Origin of the sequence: Mesorhizobium temperatum (assembly GCF_002284575.1) — a bacterium.
Lineage (GTDB): Bacteria > Pseudomonadota > Alphaproteobacteria > Rhizobiales > Rhizobiaceae > Mesorhizobium > Mesorhizobium temperatum.
On sequence record NZ_NPKJ01000076.1, the window covers coordinates 206,127 to 223,726 of the forward strand.

The following is a 17,600-nucleotide window of genomic DNA, read 5'->3' on the forward strand; positions in this document are numbered from 1 at the left end:
TTTCATTTGGCATGCAAGGCGTTTGAAAAACGGTGCTATGGAGTGTTTGTTTCTCCAGACATTCGAGGTTGTTTTCGTGCGCGAGCCATCGCTGCTGCCCGTTTTCGGAAAGCTTGGGATCAAGTCGCCAGTTGTCATTGCGGCGGCACCGACCATGTCGAAGAGCATTAAGAACAGTTTGCCCCGCATGCGGGAGGTTCTGTCTTCACACGGAGGCTTGGCCTTGAAGCTGTCCGTGGTCGTGTGGACGGTCCTTGTCCTGGCGGCAGTGTTCTACATCACGCAGGCCTGACCAATCGACGTTTCATCGATCGGGGCACCCAGGTTATGGTCGGCACCAGATCATGGTCGGCATGAAAACACGCGACGCAGACGTGATGCTCAATCGGCTGAACAGCCGAGACGTCAAGCGGCGGGCAAAGGCCGACCGCAAGTCCTGATCCTGCCGCTAGGTTCACCCGGCACATCTGTGCGCCTGGATCGGGAATCGGATCTGGCGTTGGCCCTGAACGCGACGACGTTCGGGATTTAGCGAAAATCGGCCGCGGTCAGCACATATATGCTCTTGCGAGTGCGGGCATAGGCATTTCTGGCGATTTCATGGATGGAACTGGAGGCGGTGTCGAACGCCGCCAGATAGGTGGCTTCAGCAGTTGGTGCCTCTGATGGTGCCTTCGAGATGGCATCCGTGGCGACAGAGAAGGAAATCTGGAACATGCCGTCATGGCCGACGAAGCGGATGCGTTTGCCCGCCTCGTCGTAGCTGCGGCTTCGATTGGGAAATGTCAGGCTCATGACTTGACCTCCGTTGATGCAACCTCTGCTTTCTTGACCGCCCGTGACGCCCGCTTTTTCTTGGGGGCGACGGGATTGAGTGCCTTCGCGGCGCGGTCGGCCTCTTCCTTGGCTAGCCGCAACGCCCGCAATCTTGCCGTCTTGATGACCCTGGCCTTGGCCTCGGAAACATACTCGGCCGTTGCCTGGTTTCGCTCCGCAGTCTTTTTCTGCTTTTCCATGAAGCGCGCTTCAGCTTTCTCCATGATATTCTGACTGAATTCCGCCATCGATTAAAACCTCCTTTTTGCTGGAATGATGAAAATGATTTTCGTACTTAAAATAGGGACTCGAGGTGGAAAAATCAATTTCTGATGTACTTTTGATGAGGCAAATTTCTGAAAGCGAAAGGGCAAAATAATACTATTCAATATTTTACGACCTCCAATGAATATTTTTTGGCACTCCTATCTATCGAGTGCCAACGCGCCTATAGAAGGGAGCGGCCGCCTAAGCCGGCCCCAGAAAGAAGTTTCCATGAAATTCCGGCCACTCCACGATCGCGTCGTCATTCGGCGCGCCGAAAGCGACACCAAATCCAAGGGCGGCATCATCATCCCCGATAATGCCAAGGAAAAGCCGCAGGAAGGCGAAGTGATCGCCGTCGGGCCAGGCGCGCGTGACGAAAGCGGCGCGCTGATCGCGCTCGATGTCAAGGCCGGCGACCTCATCCTGTTCGGCAAATGGTCCGGCACCGAGGTCAAGATAGACGGCGAGGACCTTCTGATCATGAAGGAGGCCGACATCATGGGTATCATCGAAAAGACCGTCGCTGCCAAGAAGGCCGCGTGATTGGAACGCTGCGCGTCCGCTTGGACGCGCAATGGCGCTCCAGTTTTTTGAATTTATGCATCGTGCTTTTCCGAAAATCGAATCCGATTTTCGGGCCGATACTTCAGGCGGCACGCCGAAGCCTTCCTGGCTCCACAGCGAGCGGGCCTACTCCACACACGAACGGGATGAAAAATCATGTCTGCCAAGGAAATCAAGTTCTCCACCGATGCGCGTGACCGGATGCTGCGCGGAGTCGAAATCCTCAACAACGCCGTCAAGGTGACGCTCGGCCCCAAGGGCCGCAACGTCATCATCGACAAAGCCTATGGCGCACCGCGCATCACCAAGGACGGGGTGACGGTGGCTAAGGAAATCGAGCTTGCCGATAAGTTCGAGAACATGGGCGCCCAGATGGTACGCGAAGTGGCCTCGAAGACCAACGACCTTGCCGGCGACGGCACCACCACCGCCACGGTGCTTGCCGCTTCCATCTTGCGCGAGGGCGCTAAATTCGTTGCCGCCGGCATGAACCCGATGGACCTCAAGCGCGGCATCGACCTTGCTGTTACCGCTGTCGTTAAGGAAATCCAGGCACGCGCCAAGAAGGTCAAATCCTCCGGTGAAATCGCGCAGGTCGGCACCATTGCCGCCAATGGCGATGCGACCGTCGGCGCGATGATCGCCAAGGCGATGGACAAGGTCGGCAATGACGGCGTGATTACCGTCGAGGAAGCCAAGACCGCCGACACCGAACTCGACGTCGTCGAGGGCATGCAGTTCGACCGTGGCTATCTCAGCCCCTATTTCGTCACCAATGCCGAGAAGATGCGCGTCGAGCTGGAGGATCCTTACGTCCTCATCCACGAAAAGAAGCTCGGCAATCTACAGGCGATGCTGCCGATCCTCGAAGCCGTGGTGCAAAGCGGCAAGCCGCTGGTGATCATCTCCGAGGACGTCGAAGGCGAAGCGCTGGCAACGCTGGTCGTCAACAAATTGCGCGGCGGCCTCAAGGTCGCGGCCGTCAAGGCGCCGGGCTTCGGCGACCGCCGCAAGGCGATGCTGGAAGACATTGCCGTGCTCACCGCCGGCCAGATGATTTCCGAAGACCTCGGCATCAAGCTCGAGAACATCACCATCGACACGCTCGGCCGCGCCAAGCGCGTGCTGATCGAAAAGGACACGACGACGATCATCGACGGTGCGGGCGAGAAGGCCACGATCCAGGCGCGTGTCCAGCAGATCAAGGGGCAGATCGAGGAAACCACCTCCGACTACGACAAGGAGAAACTGCAGGAGCGGCTGGCCAAGCTCGCCGGCGGCGTCGCGGTCATTCGCGTCGGTGGTGCGACCGAATCCGAGGTCAAGGAAAAGAAGGACCGCATCGACGATGCGCTGAACGCCACGCGCGCGGCGGTGGAAGAGGGTATCGTTCCCGGCGGCGGTGTCGCGCTGCTGCGCGCCAAGGCCGTGCTGAACGGGCTGACCGGAGCCAATGCCGATGTTACGGCGGGCATTTCGATCGTGTCGAGAGCGCTCGAAGCGCCGATCCGCCAGATCGCCGAGAACTCCGGCGTCGAAGGTTCGATCGTTGTCGGCAGGCTCATGGACAGCAGGGATCACAACCAGGGCTTCGATGCCCAAAACGAGATCTATGTCGACATGATCAAGGTCGGCATCGTCGACCCGGCAAAGGTGGTGCGGACCGCCCTCCAGGATGCCGGTTCGATCGCGGCATTGCTGATCACTGCGGAAGCCATGATCACCGACATTCCGGCCAAGGATGCCGCGCCTGCGGCCGGCATGGGCGGCTACTGATAATCGCCTGGACAAGCCTGCAGCGCCCGGCCGGAAAGGCCGGACGCTGATCCAACATCAACCAAGAAGGAACTGTTCCGTGGCCACACAAAGCAGCAAGCCATCTCTCGCGCGTCGATGGGAAGATTACCAGCCGGCCAAATCCACGCTTCTGTGGGCATGTGCGGCAACCGTCGTCGCCACGCTGATCATCGGTTTCAACTGGGGTGGCTGGGTGACCGGTGGCACCTCACGCGCGCTGGCGGCAACCGCCGGCGACGTGGCGCGCGGCGAGCTGGCCTCGGCGGTCTGCGTCGATCGCTTCAACACGGCACCCGACGCGGCCGTCAAGCTTATCGAGTTCAAGGCCATAACCGACAGCTACAAGAAGCGGCAGTTCATCGAGACGGGCGGCTGGGCGACTATGCCCGGGAAAACCTCGCCCGACAAGCTGGGTGCGCAAAGCTGTGCGGTCGCTCTCGCCGCCTGACATCTTCGAGCTCTCCGAAAGAAGAGAGATCTTCACGAGAGCCTGAAAGACTGCCGCCGGGGCATTTTCCCCGGCGCCAGCCCAGCGGCAAGGAGATCGATCCATGATCGCATTCGTCCCGAAGCCAAATGCAGCGGCGAAGACCAAAGTGGCCGAGGAAAGCCGCTTCGATCGCATTCGCAGGCTTGCCGACAAGCACAGGAAATCCGAGGTCGGCACGATACGCCGCGACCCGCAAAAGACCCGGGATAAGCGTCCCATGTGACGCATGTGGCTGAACTGCATCAAGAGATCGGCGCGGCCCCGCCCTCTTCCGTGCGCCGCGCTATGAATTCGTCGAGGACGCCTGATGTGGCAGCGGCAGAAGCCGGCGGCTGGAAGTCGGCCAGCAGCCGTTTCCAGATGCCGGTGGCGCGCTCGGTCGCGGTTCTTGACCCAGCCTCGCTCCAGTTGCCGAAATTCGACCAGTCGGCGACCAGCGGCTCGTAGAATGCGGTGCGGTAGCGCGCCATTGTATGTCCGGCCGAGAAGAAATGCCCGCCCGGCTGCACTTCGGCGATGGCCTCGAAGCCGATCGCATCTTCGTCGCCTGGCGTCGTCGTGCACAGCTCCGCGATGGTCTGCAGCGCTTCGACATCGGTGATCAGCTTCTCGAAGGAGACGCTCAAGCCGCCTTCGAGCCAGCCCGCGGCATGGATGCAGACCGTTGCACCCGCAAGCACCGAGCCCCACAGAGCGAACTGCGTTTCGTGGGCCGCCTGCGCGTCCGAAATGTTGGCGGCGCTGCCGCCGCCGGATCGCCAGGGAAGGCCGGTGAAGCGTGCAAGCTGACCGGCGCCGAGCGTCGCCTTGACGTGCTCCGGAGTGCCGAACGCCGGCGCCCCCGACTTCATGTCGACATTGGAGGAGAACGAACCATAGACGACCGGCGCGCCCGGTCGCACATTCTGGGCCAGCGTCAGCCCGGCCAGCGCTTCGGCGTGCTGCAGCGTCAGTGCGCCGGCCACCGTGATCGGCGCCATGGCGCCGGCCAGGCAAAAGGGCGTGATGATCAACACCTGCCCCGCCTTGGCGAAGTCGATGATGCCTTGCGCCATCGGAATGTCGAGCTGACGCGGCGAATTGGTGTTGATGACGGTGTAGCAATGAGCGCCCGAACGGAATTCGGCCTCGGACAGGCCGCGCGCCAGCCGCAGCATCTCGAAGCCGTCCTCGACCTGCGGCGTGCCGCGCGCGAAGACGAACGGTAACTTGTCGGAGAGCGTCAGTTGAGCCCGGTTGACGGCATAATGGCGGAAACGGTTGTCGATGTCCTGCGGCTCGATGCAAGGTCCCAGCATGTGCAGCACGTCGAAATGCTGCACCAGGCGAATGAGATCCTCGAAAGCGGCAAGCGTTCCCGGCCGCCGGCCGCGCTCTAGATCGGTGACGTTGGGCGCTCCGGATCCCGCCAGGAACGTCATCGAGCCAAGCTCGAGCGTCAGGTCGCGGGCACGGTCACCAGCGTACGCCCGGATCGATTTCGGCGCAGAGACCAGCGCCGCCGCGACAATGTCGCGGCCGATGCGCACCATTTGACTGTCTTCGTCGACCAGCGCACCGGCACGAGCAAGAATGGTGCGCGCCTCCGGCAGCAGCACCTTGACGCCGAGTTCCTCGAGCACGCGCAGCGCCGCGTCATGTATCGCGGCGACCTGATCGGCCGAAAAGATCGGCTGCGGCAGGAACGGGTTCTTCAGCGAACGATAGTCCGGCCGGCGGCTGGTCTCGCTGCCGGCCTCACCGGTTCGTCCGCGCCTGCGTTCGCGCCTGAGATCACGTGCGGCGTCATCGATCATGGCGGATACTCCTCATTGCCGTATTGCCCTGCCGTATTGCCTTGCCCTGGGATCGTAGGGAGAAGCCGCTATGACGCGCGCCGGCCGCTCGGCCCAGTTCGTTGAGGCGGGCAGGACACTTGCACTGTACATATGTGTCTAGTACGATTGTGTGCAGTTCCCCCTCATGCTTATTGTGCGGCCATGATCATGATTGCTCCGCAGGACGAGCCGGCGCCCGGCAACATCAAGGTGACGCGCTGGGACTGGATCAATCTTGCACTCCAGACATTGATTTCAGGCGGCATCGAAAGCGTACGCGTGCTGCCGCTCGGCCAGAAGCTCGGCGTTTCGCGCTCAAGCTTTTACTGGTATTTCGAGAGCCGTCAGGATCTGCTCGACCAGTTGCTTGCCCATTGGCGGAACACCAACACCAAGGCGATCGTCGAACGCGCGCAGCGGCCAGCCGAAAGCATCATCATGGGCGTCATGAACGTGTTCGAATGCTGGGCGGACGAGCGCCTGTTCGATCCCAGGCTCGACTTCGCCATCCGGGAATGGGCGCGTCGCTCCGACGACGTGCGCCGGGCCATCGACCAAGCCGACAATGACCGGCTCGGCGCGATCCGCGACATGTATCGCCGGCATGGCTACGACGAAGAGGATGCCTTCATCCGCGCCCGTGTCCTTTATTACATGCAGATCGGTTATTATGTGCTCGACCTCAAGGAACCGGTCGAGGCGAGAGTCGGTCATCTCGCCGCCTATCTGCGCAGTTTCACCGGCCAGGAGCCAAGCGACGCCGACGTGGCACATTTCATGCGCTTTATCGCGGCGCGGTAATTTGAAAGCGGATGCGAGGTGCCAAGGCGGTGGAGGTTGCATGCCCCTCCCCCTCGCATCGACAATCTGTGCCGCAAAAGTCCCCCTCGCCCTTGTGAGCGGGGCCAAAATGGACGAATAGTCTTGGCTGGCGCGCCGCCCTGAAATTGCCCGCATGCAGTTTCTCAGTGAGAGGCGTAGCCGCAGCCGGATCCTGGAATGGCCAGTCCTTTGAAACCACGCAAGAGAAGAGGTCCGATTGCCGCAAGACTGCTGGCAGCGGATGCGTGGTTCGATTCCTCGCTCTACGAGATCGGCTTCAAGGCGCGCCGGTTCTGGGAAGCGGCCACCATTTTTTTCCGGCGCTTCCGCGTCTCCGGCTGGCGCCGCGGCATCATCGAACTGTTGAGCGAGGGCTTCACGCTCGGCGCCGGCGGCATCGTCGTCATGCTGGCGCTTGCCTTGCCGGCCTTCCAGGAAACCGCTGGCGACTGGCGTGCCCAAGGCGATTTCGCCGTCACTTTCCTCGACCGCTATGGCAACGAGGTCGGCCAGCGCGGCATCATCCAGCGTGATTCGGTGCCGGTCGACGAGATGCCCGACCAGGTCATCAAGGCGGTGCTGGCCACCGAGGATCGGCGTTTCTTCGATCACTACGGCATCGATGCGCTCGGCCTTTCGCGCGCGATCTTCGCGAATGTGCGGGCGAATTCCGTGGTTCAGGGCGGATCGAGCATCACCCAGCAGCTGGCCAAGAACCTGTTCCTTACCAATGAACGGACTTTGGAGCGCAAGGTCAAGGAAGCCTTCCTGTCGCTGTGGCTCGAGGCCAATCTGTCGAAGAAGGAGATCCTGCAGCTCTATCTCGACCGCGTCTATATGGGCGGCGGCACCTTCGGCATCGAAGCGGCCGCCGATTTCTATTTCGGCAAAAGCGTCAAGGATCTGAACCTCGCCGAGGCGGCTATGCTGGCCGGCCTGTTCAAGGCACCGACCAAATACGCGCCGCACATCAACCTGCCTGCTGCCAGGGCACGTGCCAACGTGGTGCTGTCCAATCTCGTCGAGGCCGGCTTCATGAGCGAGGGTCAGGTGCTGCAGGCGCGGCTGCATCCGGCCGAAATCGTCGACCGCGGCGAGCAGAAGAGCCCAGATTACTACCTCGACTGGGCATTCGAAGAGGTCAAGAGGATCGCGGCGAAGTCCGGCCAGCATTCGCTGGTCGCTCACACCACTTTCGATGCCAACATCCAGAAGGCGGCGGAAGAATCAATGGAGTTCCATCTCCGCCAGTTCGGCAAGGAATACAACGTCACCGAAGGCGCCATGGTCATCATCGAAACCAATGGCGCAGTCAGGGCGATCGTCGGCGGCCGCGACTACGGTGCCAGCCAGTTCAACCGCGCCACCAAGGCGCTGCGCCAGAGCGGCTCATCGTTCAAACCCTATGTCTATGCAACGGCGATGGAGCACGGCTTCACACCGGACTCGGTCGTTTCCGGCGGGCCGATCTCGTGGGGTGGCTGGTCGCCCCATAATTACAACGGCGGATCGGCCGGCAAGGTCACGCTGATCACGGCGATGGCCAAATCGATCAACACCGTGCCGGTGCGGCTGGCCAAGAATCATCTCGGTATCAAGCCGATCAAGGCGATGGCGGAAGCCATGGGCGTCGAATCGCCGCTCGAATCGCACAAGACGATGGTGCTCGGCACATCGGGCATGACCGTGATGGACCAGGCGACAGGCTATAGCGTGTTCGCCCAGAACGGCTTTGTCGGCTCCCGGCATGGCATCACCCAGCTCGTCACCCGTACCGGCGAGGTGGTTTACGATTTCGCCAAGGACGCGCCGCCACCGCACCGTGTGCTCTCGGAACAGGCGCTGAAATATATGAACACCATGCTGGCGGCGGTGCCGGTGATGGGTACGGCGCGGCGCGCTGCTCTTCCCAATATCGTTTCGGCGGGCAAGACCGGCACCACGCAGTCTTACCGCGACGCCTGGTATGTCGGCTTCACCGGCAACTACACGGCTGCCGTGTGGCTCGGTAATGACGACTTCACCCCGACCAACAACATGACCGGCGGCTCGCTGCCGGCGATGGTCTGGCAGCGGCTGATGGTCTATGCGCACCAGAATATCGACCTCAGGCCGATCCCCGGTCTCGATCATCCCTTCGTAGACGAAGAGATCGCCGCCAAGGCCGAGGAAGCGGAAAAGAAGAATGCCGAGCAGGCAGCGGCCGACGCTGCCGCCGAGCGCCCGCCGGTGCTGTCCAGCCAAACAACGCGGGCGCTCAGGGACATCACAAGACTGTTCCAGTCAGCGCCCGTCCTACAGGCGCCTGCGACGCCGGAGACCCTGTCGGCGCTTTGACGCCGGCACGACGGGCCAGGCCGTGCTCGCGCCGGCAATTCCACAGAGGTCCGCTTGCCATCGCCCCCTGCCCCGCGATATCCCCGGGCGGCACTCCTCTTTTTTCCCGCGGCTCTTCATGCTCAAGAACGCATTCCTGACGCTCCTCGCGCTTGCCATAGCCATCGGCGGCGGCGGCGGCAGCGTCTGGTACGCTCTCAAGACGCAGGACGGCATCGGCGCGATCAGGATCGGCCCATGGACAGCGTTCCCCGATATCGGCACGAGGGCGGCGGATCCTTATTCGAAAGCCCGCGTGGCGCGCGAGGGTATCCTTGCACTCGGGCAAGCAGAAGGCCTGTCCTTTATCGCCGAACGCGATTCCGGTGGCGAACAATTGAAACGCCAATGCGCCTATGAAATCGAAGGTGGATTTCCCGCGGCCCGGTTCTGGACCCTCTATGCCGCCGATCAATCGCTCGGGGTGGTCGAGACCGGCAAGCCAAGGCTTGCGGCACTTCAATCATACCAGGTGCTGCGCCAGCCCGACAATTCGGTGGTGATTTCCGTCAGCAACCGCCCCGCACCCGGCAACTGGCTGCTTTCCGACGGCTTCGGCCGGATGTATTTCGTGCTGACATTCTACGACACGCCGATCGCCAGCAGCACGGGTCTTTCGGACATCACGCTGCCGCAGATCCTGAAGGTCGGCTGCAATGCGTAGGCTGCTGCACGCGATCCTGCTCGGCCTGCTGGGCGCCGGCATCGTGCACATCGTCGTGCTGCTGCTCGTCCCGGAATTTTCCGAACGTGATGCGTGGTCGCGGCTGGCCATGGCCTCGGACCTCTATAGGATGACCAGGCTGGACGCCGAGGCCGGCGGTACGCCGGTGGTAAAATCCGTCGATCCGCTGTTTTATGCGGCTGCTTGCCGGTTCGATCTGTCAGAAGGGATGGTTCGGGTGAAGTCACCAGGAAACGTCCCGTTCTGGTCCGTATCGGTCTATGACCGCAGCGGCCATAACATCTACTCCTTCAACGACCATAGTGCGACCGGAAGGGTGCTGGACAGTATCGTACTGACGCCGGCGCAGATGATTGAGATCCGCAAGGAGCTCCCGGAGGAATTGCAAGGGGCAATCTTCGTCGAGGCGCCCGTTGACGAAGGCATGTTCGTCATCCGCTCGTTCGTGCCCGACGACAGCTGGAAGCCGGTCGTGTCGCGGTTTCTCGAGCAGAGTTCCTGCGAACTGCAGGCCTACTGACGTCAACCGAAATATGCCGCCGGTTTCCGGCCCAACAGGGTGCGCGGCGCTAATGATGCGGAACAGGCATCGTCCCCGACGAGCCCGGCATAGTCCTTGACGAGCCCGGCTTATCCGGACCGGCGCCTGGCCGCGTCTCGCCCGTCAGCTGCCGTAGCTCGTAGCGGACGCCGGGGAAAATGATCACCGCCGCCGGCGTTCCGGTGTTTCGTTCTGCTCGATTGGTTGCCGCCGTTCGCGGCACGAAAGACAGTACCATGCCCATGGTTCATGCATTCCTCTCGGTTGCCCCGGAGCACAACGCAACGCCTCCAATCTGATTAAGGACGGCAGTAGGTTAACGGAACGCTAACGGATCGCCGCTAATTTGATCTTTGTTCTGAGGTCAGGAAGTCCTGACCCGAGGCAAATGCGAAACCGACACAGTCCCGGTCGAGCATGGTCCAGATCGTGTCGAGTGTCAGGCGTATCCTTCGTGTCAGCTTCGGATTTCAGGCAAATCGCTATACGGGCTGAATCGGGAAAGGCCGAAAGGCTGTTCCGCGCGGCGGTGTCGGCGTTCTGTTCGCTCACCCGCCCTTCGCGCCGGGAGATCGCACAACTTGAGGATCTGACGCTTCCGCTTTTCGCCAATGTGTCGGTCGAATCGCGCCGCTATGTCGCCGCCGCCCTTTCCGAATGCGAATATGCACCCACTGCGCTGGTCCGGCGGCTTTGCGAGGAGCCGGTCGACGTTGCCGCGCCGTTGCTCATCCGCTCGCGCGCGCTGAGTGATATCGACCTCGTCGCGCTGATCGGACGGCACGGCCTGCCGCATGCGCGCGCCATCGCGCGCCGCAAGGATCTGAACCCGACCATCGCCCAGTTGATCAGGGCACTTGAAAAGCCGACGCTGGTGAGCGTGCGGCAGCAGGAGGCGGTCGCCAAGACGGCGCCTAAAAGCGCCGAAGTCGTCGCGCCCAGCCCCGCCAGCCAGCATGTGCCCGGCGCCGCCGCCGAGAATGCACGACGCCGGCTGCGGTCGATGATGCGTGCCGATGATGAGAGCGGCGGCGCGACCGTCAATCCGTTCGCCGGCGCTGAAACCTATGTCAAACTGCGCGAGACGGCGCTGACCGGCAACGTCGCATTCTTCCAGACAGCACTGGCCGACGCGCTCGAAATCGATTTTTCAACGGCGCGGTCGCTCACCGCAAACCAGAACTACACGTCGCTTCTAGCCGCCCTGCGCGCGCTTGATCTCGGCGAAGAGAGGGCGTTCCTGATTACCGTCGCCGTCTATCCCACAGAGTTTCCGCATCCGCAGGCTATTCGCATCTTCCTCGACCGCTACCGACTGCTGCATCGCGAAGCAGCGCTGGACAGGCTACGCGGCTGGAAGGCCGAGACACTGTCGAAGGCCATTCGCAATGCCGGGCCCGTTGCGGCAAACGCCGACATCCGCAAAGCGGACAGCGACGATGCTGCCGCCAGCCCTATGGCGCGTCGGGTCTGAAAGAGATTCAAGCGGACGCTTTAAGCCTTTGTTTTCATGCATATCGTTAGAGCGACTTGACGGAAATAAGTTCCTCGACGGGAACAGCGCCGGCCTCGATCTCGACGACCCAGATGTCAGGATCGAATTTCTTCTCCCTTTCCAGTCGTGCGTCAAAAACGGTGGCATCGTCACCGGCGCCGAGCAGACTGAAGAAACGGTCGTCGGGTTTGGCCGAATCGTAGCTCGTCTGCGGCGCCGGTCCAAACAAGGCAACCTCGCCCATGCGGCCACGCGCCAGCAAGAAGACCGCGCCGGCCTCGGTCGCGCCGCGCTTGACCACGGCGGCGAAGCCGCCGGCGCCGAAAACCCGGCGCAATAGGGCCGACACCCACAGATCGGTGGTTACGCGCATGGCAGCATTCTGGACGACATCGGACGGTACTTAGAGCGCTTTGCGTTTGGGTGAAACCAAAACCGCGCTCCAGGTTTTTGTTTCAACGCAATTTGTCGGACGCCAAACGAAGACGTTTGGCTGCAAAATGCTCCAGAGCAAAGGTCTGAAAACCGAAATCGGTTTTTGCCCACCCGGCTGGCGAGCGCCCGCCTCGACCATCAGTTGGTCAGGCCGATCTCGCGCATCTTGACGTAGACGACCTCGTCGGGCTCGCCGGTCTCAGGCAGCCCGAACAGCGACTGGAACTCCCTGATCGCTGCCTTGGTGCGGGCCCCGACCACGCCGTCGAGTTGCATATCGTCATTGCCGAATGCCTTCAACCCAGCCTGGATCTTGATGATACGGGCGTCGGGTGCCTGCGCCGGCGCATCTGCCGGCGCCGAAGCGGAGACGGGAATCGCGGCCAGGTCGTCCGGACGAGGTGCCGGATGCGGCACGACCGTCGAGGCGGTTGGCGTGGCGCCCAGTTGATCGAGCAGAACGCTGTCGATCTCACCGGAAGCGTTGAGCCCGACCTTCTGCTGATAGGCTTGTATGGCCTTACGCGTGTTGGGGCCAGAAATGCCGTCGACCGTGCCGGAATAGAAATCCAGGTCCTTCAATATGCCCTGGATCTGCTCGACGACCGGATCGCTCTTGATCGGGGCCGAGCCCGGCCGCACGATGTTGATAGTGGTTTCGGGTTCGTCGGCACCTGCTCGAGGAAAGCTCTCTATGCTCCTGGTCGCAAAAAACGCGCCGGCATGAGGAAAAGGCTGATACCACAGGGCGTTCGCCGAGACGTAGAACAGCGTCACCAGGAAGGCGGTCGAACCGCCGACCAGGACCGGATTGCGCGAGATCAGGCTGCCGACCGCGACCGCGCCACCCTGGAAGGCATTGCCGCGGCGCTTGACCGTCTTAGGCTGTTTTGCGGAGCGAGCCATGCCTGTCCCCTTTCGTCTCCGCCTTCGCCGCAGGCATTGGCAGCACGCCGGGCTTGTCCGTCGAACGTCCCTTCGGTCCGTTCACCGGCAAGCTGATCGTGACCGTGGTGCCGTCGCCCGGCATGCTTTCGATCGACATCGTGCCCTCGTGCAGCGCCACCAGGCCCTTCACCAGTGACAGGCCGAGCCCGGTTCCCTCGAAGCGGCGCGTATAGTCGTTCTGGATCTGCATGAACGGCTTGCCGAGATTGGCAAAGTCTTCCTCGGCGATGCCGATGCCGGTGTCCCTGACCCAGAAATGCAGTCGCGAGCCGATCCGCTTGGCGCCGACGACGACATCGCCGCCATCGGGCGTGAACTTGATGGCATTGGAGACTAGGTTGATGAGTATCTGCTGCACGGCACGACGATCGGCGTTTATCTCGCCGGCATCCGGTGCGATCTGAGCCTGTAGATCGATGTTCTTTGCCTCGGCCTGCAAGCGCATCATCGACTGGCACATTTCGACCGCTTCCACGAAACGGAACGGTTCCGGCTCGGTTGCATAGGCGCCGGCTTCGATCCTCGACACGTCGAGTATCGAGGTGACGACGGCAAGCAAATGCTGGCCGGACTCCTTGACCAGGCCGACATATTCCTTCTGGCGCGGATCCTTGAAGGTGCCGAACATCTCATGCAGCAGCATGTCGGAAAAACCGATGATGGCGTTCAACGGCGTGCGAAGCTCGTGGCTGACGACCGCCAGAAACCGTCCCTTCGCCACTTCGGCAGACGCGGCCGCCTCTTTCGCAGCGGCAAGCTCTTCGCGCAAGCCGGCGAGCTCGTCGTTCTCGCGCAGGACGAGCGCGAAGACATCCTCCTGCTCCGCCCGCACCAGCTCAAGGGAAAACGGCCGGTAATTGTCCGCCGTTGGGCCGTTGCCGTTTTGCGGAAGTCGGACGCGAAGATCGAGCCGACGTGCCGACGCGCCATCGCGCATATCGGCCAGCGCGCTGAGGTATGCGACGCGATCGGACAGATGGATACGGTCGAACAGGCCGCTACCGAACAGCAGTTCCGGCTGCAGCTTCAGGATTGTGCGCGCCTTTGCCGACGCATCCAGAACCTCGCCATGCCTGCCGGCCCGCAGGACAACGGCGTCGATGATGTTTTCGAGCCGATCGTCGGTCGCCGGATCAAGCTGCGCGCCGGCCGGATTGCCAAGTCTCGCGACGCGCGGAACGAGGGTGAGCGCCCAACCCAGCGGCAGCAGCCAATGCCAAGCGGTGATTTCCGCCGGACTGAACGGGAAAACAGAACCGGCAAAAGCCTGCAGCAGGATAGCGACAAATGCGGCTATGGCGCCCGAGAGTGCAGCGCGACGAGACGCGCCGATCCACCAGGCTTCGAACGGCAGCGCCACGACAAGCATGGCGACCGGCGAGGCCAGACCGTCCGCCGCGGCAATGACACCGGCAAGAGCAAGACTGCCCATCACCAGGGCGACCTGGCCGGCAAACGCCATCTTGCCCGATGCCGCCACCAGCAAGGCGGCAAACCAGCAGAGGCCGAAAGTCGCAAAGATCGCTGCCATGGTCACGGCCGCGCCCATGCCCGAGGTGACCAGCGTGACTGCTGCGCCTGCCGCAAAGAACGGAGCGGCCAGCATGACACCGATAAACCGGCGCTGGCACCGGCGGTCGTTCTGTCCGAGGATCGACGGATGAACCATACGTTCGCAACCGGCTGCCATCGCGCCGGGCAACTCAACGTATCTGGCCCTTATCGAACTCAACTCAACGCACTCGCACCTGGTCGTGAACAGCCGTGCTTCGCAGACTGCTTTTGTTGATCTGAAACTCGCATCCAGCGTTTAAGGAATGGATAAGGCAGGAACCGATCAATGCCCCGCCTGAGACAAATATTGGGAGGCCGGCGCGGCAAAACCTAGGCAATTGCAGCCATAGTAAATGGAGCGTTATCCGGGCGAACCGCCCTTTCGCCTCCGACAGTCGCCACCGGCACGCCGCGTTTCGGCGAAATAACTACGGAAAACAATTAGATGGATGGTTAACCTCAAGTGAAGAAAATCGGCTGGATTTGAGACAAATCCATTGCAAAATGCTTCGTTTCGAATTTGCCTAAAATTTGAGGAAAATTTTCGCTGACCGTTCAAGCCGTCCTTTGCGCGTCTATGCAACTATCGTACCCATAAAGAGGTCATGCCGCACGAATGCATGGTCCGGTCACAGATGAGGGCATACAGATGGGCTTTCTGATCAGAATGGCTTTCTGGTTTTCGCTGGTGCTTCTGGCACTGCCGCTGAATGTCGGCTCCGACGAGAAAGGCCACCAAAGCGTCGGGCCGATCCAAGCGTTGTTTGCGGCACGCGAAGCCGTCGGCGACATTGCCGGCATATGCGAGCGCAAGCCTGATGTCTGCGAGACCGGCAAGTCCGCAATGCACACGATCACCGCCCGGGCCAAGGAGACCGCCAAGATCGCGGCCGCCATGTTGGACGACAAGACCGGCGAACCAGACACGGCGACAATGACCGGCAGCTTGCCCGAGGACATCGTCTTGCCCGCGAAAATCGACTTGCCGGCGAAAATCGATCTGCCGGCGAAAAACTGAGATATTTTTCAGCGCATCTATCACCGCACCACAGGCCGTCCGCCCGTCGACGCCTATGGTGTTTTTCCTCTTTTTCCGTGACGCGGCGTCGCCGGATGACTATATCCGAGGTGATGACCACGACGATCCAAACGATCCGCGACGACTTCTCCCTGCTTGACGAGTGGGAAGACCGCTATCGCTATGTGATCGAACTGGGCGAGGCCCTGCCGCCGTTTCCCGATGAGGAACGCAACCCTGCCAACAAGGTACCCGGCTGCGTCAGCCAGGTCTGGCTGACGACCGAATATGGACCGGGTCCCGACCCAGTCGTCACCTTCGCCGGTGATTCGGACGCCCATATCGTGCGCGGCCTTGTCGCTATCATGCTGGCGCTGTTTTCCAGACGACCCGCCAGCGAGATCCAGAAAACCGACGCGGAAGCCACGCTGAAGGCACTTGGCCTCGACGAGCACCTGTCGCCGCAACGCGCCAATGGTCTTCGTTCCATGGTCAAGCGCATCAAACGCGACGCCGAGGCGGCGTTGAGGCAGACCGCCTGATTAGGCCGCGCGATTGCCCCGCATGACGGAGAGCCCGCACATGACGCAACGCATATCGGCTGCTCCAGCAATGCTCCGAAACCAAAACGGCGCCCGGAGGCGCCGTTGATCGTTCAACCCACGTTGGGAAGAGCCGATGTCAGCGTCCCTTGCGCTTGCGGCCGAGACCCATCTTTTTGGCGAGCTGTGAGCGGGCGGCAGCATAGTTGGGAGCAACCATCGGGTAGCTTGCGTCCAGGCCCCATTTTTCACGATACTCGTCCGGCGTCAGACCGTAGTGGGTCATCAAGTGACGCTTCAGCGACTTGAACTTCTTGCCGTCTTCAAGACAGACGATGTAGTCGTCATGGACGGAGCGTTTCGGGTTTACTGCCGGCTTCTGCTTGTCGGCAGGAGGCTGTTCACTGGCCCCGCCCACGCGCCCGAGGGCGGCATGGACATCGGCGATGAGGCTCGGCAGCTCGCCGACCGGCACCGGATTGTTGCTGACATAGGCGGCTACGACGTCGGCCGTCAATTCGATCAGCGCATCACTATTTCTGGAAGGTGTTTCGATAATATCCATGGCTTCCTGGCCCCAACGTGAGTTGTTTCTACCTGCGCCCTATTTTTGATAGGTCGGGCATCGCGCGAAATTTTTGCAGGAAAGAGCCTCTGCGATTCGCGTCGCAGCATCCTAATGGGCCACTAAACCAAGTAAGTCAATTCGCTTCTTGCGCTGTATTCATCGATGGCAATAAAATATTCGACGATCAGCTTCAACCTTTCGTGCACTCTGTAACTTTGCGATATTTTCTGGGCAGACCAGCAGCGGCGGACGCTCGGTCGAGCTGCCGTTACATCCATGAGAGCCAGTAAAAAAATCTCAATGCTTGGCTATGCTTGGTTGTGGCGCAGGCTAGCTGGTTGTTTTCAGAGTCCACAAAACCATAGGTTGCGATTTGCTGTTTGCAAGCAAGCCGGAATCAGCACCGCGGACCGGCACCGATCCATCAATGTGGGGTGATGTATTTTCCGTAGACCCAGCCGGTTACGAAATTGCCGTTCTGTGCCGGATCATGCCAAACTTCGCACCAGCGATAGCGTATCTTCTGTTCCTGCTTCCAAGCCGGCTGCTTGGCGATGTCGAGCAGGTTTATGCCGCCTGTGCATTTCCCGGTCATCTGCAAAACGGCACCGTTGGGATAGGCGGCCTGCTTCTGGGATGACCCCGCCGGATACTTGCGCACGTTGAGCGTGTCGCCAAACGGAACGTTGGTGACTTGCCAAGCTGCGAACACGGTTGCATGAGATTGGCCGGTAAAGGCCAAAACTGTCGAAGCGACGGCGAAAGCCGCAGCAACGTGAAAACGGAATTTCATTTTTCCCTCTCCTCCGGCTCATCTTCTGGAGCCCGACGCAAACATATATTCCGGCTCTTGAACCCGCGCTGA

The 17,600-nt window shown here is 61.2% G+C and carries 20 protein-coding genes; 12 read left to right on the forward strand and 8 right to left on the reverse strand.

Features of this window, described 5'->3' with window-relative positions; translation table 11 throughout:
* Positions 1-22 precede the first annotated feature (22 nt).
* Positions 23-292 carry a hypothetical protein gene (locus tag CIT26_RS34565; protein ID WP_245319668.1) on the forward strand — a complete coding sequence of 90 codons (270 nt, stop codon included), beginning with the start codon at positions 23-25 and terminating at the stop codon, positions 290-292.
* Between the two features lie 236 nt (positions 293-528).
* On the opposite strand, the gene CIT26_RS34575 is transcribed toward CIT26_RS34565, so the two are convergent.
* The gene (locus CIT26_RS34575; protein WP_077381973.1) at positions 529-795 is read right to left on the reverse strand and encodes a DUF1488 family protein; all 267 of its coding nucleotides are present in this window, start codon (positions 793-795) and stop codon (positions 529-531) included.
* Positions 792-1,064, reverse strand: a complete 273-nt coding sequence (locus CIT26_RS34580) for a hypothetical protein (RefSeq protein ID WP_095496734.1) — start codon at positions 1,062-1,064, stop codon at positions 792-794. The genes CIT26_RS34575 and CIT26_RS34580 overlap by 4 nt, the downstream gene beginning before the upstream one ends.
* Positions 1,065-1,311: 247 nt before the next feature.
* Between CIT26_RS34580 and CIT26_RS34585 the strand changes: the two genes are divergently transcribed.
* The 4 genes from CIT26_RS34585 to CIT26_RS36950 all read left to right on the forward strand — a co-directional run bounded on the left by CIT26_RS34585 (position 1,312) and on the right by CIT26_RS36950 (position 4,157).
* The gene (locus tag CIT26_RS34585; RefSeq protein ID WP_095496735.1) at positions 1,312-1,626 is read left to right on the forward strand and encodes a co-chaperone GroES; all 315 of its coding nucleotides are present in this window, start codon (positions 1,312-1,314) and stop codon (positions 1,624-1,626) included.
* 177 nt (positions 1,627-1,803) lie between these two features.
* Positions 1,804-3,423, forward strand: coding sequence for a chaperonin GroEL (gene groL, locus CIT26_RS34590; protein ID WP_095496736.1), 1,620 nt, complete (start codon positions 1,804-1,806; stop codon positions 3,421-3,423).
* 79 nt (positions 3,424-3,502) lie between these two features.
* On the forward strand, positions 3,503-3,892 hold the full coding sequence (locus tag CIT26_RS34595) for a hypothetical protein (protein WP_095496808.1): 390 nt from the start codon (positions 3,503-3,505) through the stop codon (positions 3,890-3,892).
* Positions 3,893-3,995: 103 nt separating this feature from the next.
* Positions 3,996-4,157 (forward strand): hypothetical protein, encoded by a 162-nt coding sequence (locus CIT26_RS36950; protein ID WP_167391645.1) that lies wholly within the window; start codon positions 3,996-3,998, stop codon positions 4,155-4,157.
* Between the two features lie 19 nt (positions 4,158-4,176).
* Here CIT26_RS36950 and CIT26_RS34600 read toward each other — a convergent pair whose 3' ends face one another.
* Complete coding sequence (locus CIT26_RS34600; protein WP_095496737.1) at positions 4,177-5,730, reverse strand: trimethylamine methyltransferase family protein; 1,554 nt, start codon at positions 5,728-5,730, stop codon at positions 4,177-4,179.
* Between the two features lie 183 nt (positions 5,731-5,913).
* Between CIT26_RS34600 and CIT26_RS34605 the strand changes: the two genes are divergently transcribed.
* The 5 genes from CIT26_RS34605 to CIT26_RS34630 all read left to right on the forward strand — a co-directional run bounded on the left by CIT26_RS34605 (position 5,914) and on the right by CIT26_RS34630 (position 11,649).
* On the forward strand, positions 5,914-6,552 hold the full coding sequence (locus tag CIT26_RS34605; RefSeq protein WP_095496738.1) for a TetR/AcrR family transcriptional regulator: 639 nt from the start codon (positions 5,914-5,916) through the stop codon (positions 6,550-6,552).
* A 198-nt stretch (positions 6,553-6,750) separates the two neighbouring features.
* Positions 6,751-8,910, forward strand: a complete 2,160-nt coding sequence (locus tag CIT26_RS34610) for a transglycosylase domain-containing protein (RefSeq protein ID WP_095496739.1) — start codon at positions 6,751-6,753, stop codon at positions 8,908-8,910.
* A gap of 118 nt (positions 8,911-9,028) precedes the next feature.
* Positions 9,029-9,613, forward strand: coding sequence for a DUF1214 domain-containing protein (locus CIT26_RS34615; protein WP_095496740.1), 585 nt, complete (start codon positions 9,029-9,031; stop codon positions 9,611-9,613).
* Positions 9,606-10,154: a DUF1254 domain-containing protein gene (locus tag CIT26_RS34620; protein WP_095496741.1), complete on the forward strand. Its 549-nt coding sequence runs from the start codon at positions 9,606-9,608 to the stop codon at positions 10,152-10,154. Before CIT26_RS34615 ends, CIT26_RS34620 begins: the two co-directional genes overlap by 8 nt.
* 475 nt (positions 10,155-10,629) lie before the next feature.
* The gene (locus CIT26_RS34630; protein WP_095496743.1) at positions 10,630-11,649 is read left to right on the forward strand and encodes a hypothetical protein; all 1,020 of its coding nucleotides are present in this window, start codon (positions 10,630-10,632) and stop codon (positions 11,647-11,649) included.
* A 46-nt stretch (positions 11,650-11,695) separates the two neighbouring features.
* Here CIT26_RS34630 and CIT26_RS34635 read toward each other — a convergent pair whose 3' ends face one another.
* The 3 genes from CIT26_RS34635 to CIT26_RS34645 all read right to left on the reverse strand — a co-directional run bounded on the left by CIT26_RS34635 (position 11,696) and on the right by CIT26_RS34645 (position 14,722).
* Positions 11,696-12,043: a DUF1491 family protein gene (locus CIT26_RS34635; RefSeq protein WP_095496744.1), complete on the reverse strand. Its 348-nt coding sequence runs from the start codon at positions 12,041-12,043 to the stop codon at positions 11,696-11,698.
* Positions 12,044-12,243: 200 nt separating this feature from the next.
* Entirely contained in the window at positions 12,244-13,011 is a 768-nt protein-coding gene (locus CIT26_RS34640) for a peptidoglycan-binding domain-containing protein (protein WP_095496745.1), read from the reverse strand.
* A complete protein-coding gene (locus CIT26_RS34645) occupies positions 12,986-14,722 on the reverse strand; it encodes a PAS domain-containing sensor histidine kinase (RefSeq protein WP_095496746.1) in 1,737 nt (578 codons plus the stop codon). The genes CIT26_RS34640 and CIT26_RS34645 overlap by 26 nt, the downstream gene beginning before the upstream one ends.
* Before the next feature lie 534 nt (positions 14,723-15,256).
* Between CIT26_RS34645 and CIT26_RS34650 the strand changes: the two genes are divergently transcribed.
* Together CIT26_RS34650 and CIT26_RS34655 are read left to right on the forward strand one after the other, a co-directional pair.
* A complete protein-coding gene (locus CIT26_RS34650) occupies positions 15,257-15,625 on the forward strand; it encodes a DUF5330 domain-containing protein (protein ID WP_095496747.1) in 369 nt (122 codons plus the stop codon).
* Between the two features lie 113 nt (positions 15,626-15,738).
* Positions 15,739-16,167, forward strand: a complete 429-nt coding sequence (locus tag CIT26_RS34655) for a SufE family protein (RefSeq protein WP_095496748.1) — start codon at positions 15,739-15,741, stop codon at positions 16,165-16,167.
* Positions 16,168-16,306: 139 nt separating this feature from the next.
* Here the strand turns inward: CIT26_RS34655 and CIT26_RS34660 are convergent, their stop codons facing one another.
* Positions 16,307-16,732: a Ros/MucR family transcriptional regulator gene (locus CIT26_RS34660; protein WP_023800837.1), complete on the reverse strand. Its 426-nt coding sequence runs from the start codon at positions 16,730-16,732 to the stop codon at positions 16,307-16,309.
* 427 nt (positions 16,733-17,159) lie between these two features.
* On the reverse strand, positions 17,160-17,528 hold the full coding sequence (locus tag CIT26_RS34665; protein ID WP_095496749.1) for an SH3 domain-containing protein: 369 nt from the start codon (positions 17,526-17,528) through the stop codon (positions 17,160-17,162).
* Between the last annotated feature and the right edge of the window lie 72 nt (positions 17,529-17,600).